The organism is Microcystis sp. LSC13-02, from assembly GCA_002282935.1.
Classification (GTDB): domain Bacteria; phylum Cyanobacteriota; class Cyanobacteriia; order Cyanobacteriales; family Microcystaceae; genus Microcystis.
In genome coordinates this window covers 1,759-5,371 of sequence record MTBT01000120.1, presented here as the reverse complement: position 1 = coordinate 5,371, position 3,613 = coordinate 1,759, and the positions used below count along the sequence as shown (strand labels likewise).

Annotated in this window: 3 protein-coding genes; all 3 read right to left on the bottom strand. The window is 41.4% G+C overall.

Annotated elements, in window-relative coordinates; all coding sequences use genetic code 11:
- Positions 1–108, bottom strand: a 108-nt coding sequence (locus tag BGL89_RS07370; RefSeq protein WP_502692608.1) for an IS1/IS1595 family N-terminal zinc-binding domain-containing protein, incomplete at its 3' end; no start/stop codon positions are given.
- 213 nt (positions 109–321) lie between these two features.
- Positions 322–1,590 carry a glycosyltransferase gene (locus tag BGL89_RS07365; RefSeq protein WP_286825137.1) on the bottom strand — a complete coding sequence of 423 codons (1,269 nt, stop codon included), beginning with the start codon at positions 1,588–1,590 and terminating at the stop codon, positions 322–324.
- A complete protein-coding gene (locus BGL89_RS07360; protein ID WP_286825136.1) occupies positions 1,590–3,332 on the bottom strand; it encodes an ABC transporter substrate-binding protein in 1,743 nt (580 codons plus the stop codon). Before BGL89_RS07360 ends, BGL89_RS07365 begins: the two co-directional genes overlap by 1 nt.
- Positions 3,333–3,613 lie beyond the last annotated feature (281 nt).

Here is a 3,613-nt window from a genome sequence, read left to right as displayed (position 1 = left end):
ATAGCTATGGATGAACTGACGACCACAGTTTACACATATATAGTTTTGTTTTTGACCACGATGACCATTTTTATTGATGTGGTCACTTTTAGATTCTGGACATTTCATCGTTTTTTTCCTTCATTGAGTTTCTATCTATTTTGCCTTCTCATCTCTTTATCTGACAACGCAGGGGCGCAAATTGAGTAGTTGTCAGCATGGATTCAAGAAAGTTACGGATTTTGACTTTCTGCACTTTGTCTGAGCATAACACCACCTTTGCGCTAATCCCTGCCCCAAAAGCAGGCTAACTTTGCCGTTAGACAGAAAGCACAGAAATGTTCAATCTAATAGGACGGGTTGGCCGGTAGCAATGGCTTTTTCGACGATATCGGCGGCCATTTTCACTCCTCCTGTCTTCTGCAGCGCTTTTTGCATTCTCAGGGCATTTTCTCGGTAACTGGGGAAGGATAACACCTTTTCAATCGCCTTTCGTAAACGGGGAACTTCTAGACGGGAAATCGGAATCACTTCCCCTGTCCCCGACCATTTTATTCGAGCAGATACCCCCGGTTGGTCGTTAGCGATGGGAATGGCCACCATAGGTACAGCTTGGGCAAGGGATTCTAGGGTAGTATTTAAGCCTGCGTGGGTGATAGTAAGAGAGGCTCTGGTTAAAAGCTCTAATTGGGGAGCGTAGGGAACAACTAGGGCGTTTTGGGTCGTTATTTGAATGTTAGAGTCGGTATTGCCCAAGGATAAAACTAATTGTACCGGCAAATCGGCACAGGCTTCGGCGATCGCATTAAAGGCCGATTGTAGGCGATTTTGAATTGTGCCGAGGGAAGCATAAATCAAGGGTTGTCCGGTTAATTTTTCGTAGGGAAAAGGAATCGTTTTTCTGGTGGAGGAATCGTGAAAGGGACCGGTAAAGTGGAAGTGAGCGGGTAAATTTGACCGAGGAAACTCGAATTCGGCGGGTTGTTGGCTAATTTGGGCGATGGGTGAATAGCGTTGATTGATGTTTTGATAGGGAATTAACCCCCATTCTTGACGTTGCTGGTTGATTAACTCATTCAGAGGACGAGTCAGGGAGTCAAGGAGTTTATAGCCAAGTTTATTGCGAATAACCCCGATAAATGAGGGATTATAGTCCCAAGTGGTCAGAAAGGGCGGAATGAGCGGGTCACGATTTAAAACCAATGCCCCGGCAAAACTGATAAAGGGAATAGCTAATTTTTCTGCGATTGTACCCCCTGAGGCGGAGACTTGATCGACAATTAGGGCATCAATTCCCAAGCGACGCATCTCTTGAGGGATAGTTTCAAAGAGGGTAGCTGTAGAATCAGTTACTAATTGTACCGTGCGTCGGACGGCGGCTGTTCCCTGTAATTGACCAATTTCGGCTAAACTTTTGGCTGATGTGCCTTTCGGATATTGGTCGGGTGCAATTGCCTGAAAATCTAACCCGGCTGCTTGCACCATTTCTTCACCATCAAGAGTTAAAAAACAGGTAACTTTATGACCGCGTTTTTGTAACTCTTTTCCTAAAGGTAGGAGAGAATAAATATGTCCAGAAGCGGTGGGACAAAGAATGCCAAAATGAGTCATTAAACACCTCCACAAGTTTTCTTTAATTCTTCCAGATTCCAGAATGCACCACCCAAGGCGGAGAATTGTATTCCTTCAAAGCAGTTACGCACAGCCCCCAAAGCGAGGGGATTAACTAGATAAATAAACGGGACGTATTCCTGTTGAAGTTGTTGAATTTCATTATAGATAACTTTGCGTTTGTCAAAGTCTAATTCTTGGGAACCTTTGACGTATAAATCGGCGATTTTTTTCTCCCAATCCGCCGCTTGCCAGCCTTGAATTGGAGGGCTGCCGGGTTGAGGTTGTTGGTTAAAAGCGTGGAGATTTCCATCTACATACCAAATATTAGGCGCGTGGGGTTCATTATCGCCGGTAAAACCTAAAATATGTGCTTCCCAATCTAGACTATTACTCAGTTTATCAACTAAATTGCTAAAAGCGATCGCTTGAAAATCCACCTGAATTCCTATTGCGGCTAAATCATTTTTAATTTGCGCCCCAATAGCTTCCCTGATTTTATTTCCTGCATTAGTAATCAGGTTAAATCTAACGGGATTATTATCGATATCGACTAGCAGATTATCACTATTATACTTAAATCCGGCCTCTAATAATAATTCTTTGGCTTTTTCGGGATTATAATCGTAACCTTTCAGGGTTTTATCGTAAAAAGGCGATTGGATAGAAATAAAAGAATTTTGTTCTTGTCCCAATCCTCGATAGATATCATCAATCATTCTTTGACGATTAATGCCGTAGGCAATAGCTTGGCGGAAATTTAAGTTATTAAACCACCTAGATTTAATCGGAGCTACTAGGGGTTTTCCGTCGCGTTTTCCTTGATTGAGATTAAAACCGATAAATTGGTTTCCGTAGGCAGGTCCCCCGTTAAAAATCGTGAAATTTCCTCTTTCTTCTTCCGTTTTTAAGAGGGAGAAAAATTCGGGAGTTACCCCAATAGAATCTAAACTTCCCGAACGAAATTGCAGTAAAGTTGTATCCTGAGATTCAACAATTGCCCAAATTACCGAAGTTATATGAGGTAATTGTTGTCCCTGGGCATCTTTTTTCCAATAGTAAGGGTTATTCTCAAAAATAATCCTTTGTCCCGTGATATATTCTTTGAGTTTATAAGCACCATTAAAAACAATTTTATCGGGAGGAGTATCTAACCCCCAAGTGGAGAGAAATTCTAACCTACCATCGGGGCTTTTTTTCTGAATAGTTTTTTCTAAAGCGTGTTTAGGTAAAATCGGTGAACTGACAGCATCTAAAAAAGGGGCAAAAGGTTCGGGGAGTTTAAATTCGATTCTGCGATTATCTAGTTTAGTGATAACTGGAAATTCTTTTTTTAATCCTATTCTTAAACTATCGCGGTAGTTGTTAGGAATATCAGGATTTAGATATAATTCTTTATAGGTAAAAACCACGTCATCAACGGTTAAGGGTTGACCATCCGACCATTTTAAATCCTCTCTGATAGTAAAAATAATGCTCAAATTATCATCAGAAATTGTCCAAGATTCTGCCAAAACAGGTTCTTTTTTGCCAGTAATGGGATTTTCTGTTAATAGTCCTTCGTAGGTTAAACCAAAAATATTCGGGGATTCGGCCGATAAAACAGCATTAAAGGTTTTTGGGTCACTTAATACCGATATTACCACTTGATTGCGTCTAACTTGATTACCACAAGCAGTTAGGGAAATCAGCAATAAACAAGAAATTAAAAATACCGTTAATCTCCGCCAAAATTTCACCATAATCTTTAATATTTTTCTGTCTGACTATCTAGAAGTAAAGACCTTGCCTTGCTATATACACCGAAACTGACCAAGCTGAAAGCCGCTGGACTGTTTCCTTGCCCCATAAATATAACAGGAAATGAGACAAAAAATCTCGCCTAGGAAAGATTGACAAAGGCGAGAAACCGTGTTTCCATCAAGAATATGAGTTGACATCCTCGCCGCCGTAAAACGGACGGCGATTCCTCACCACGCCACCTTTTTAGAATGGTCGCTGAATGGGGTTGACGCTTCACGGG

Excerpts from the sequence above, each read along its gene's own strand:
- BGL89_RS07365 (WP_286825137.1), bottom strand. The coding sequence starts at position 1,590 with ATGACTCATTTTGGCATTCTTTGTCCCACCGCTTCTGGACATATTTAT.
- BGL89_RS07360 (WP_286825136.1), bottom strand. The coding sequence starts at position 3,332 with ATGGTGAAATTTTGGCGGAGATTAACGGTATTTTTAATTTCTTGTTTA.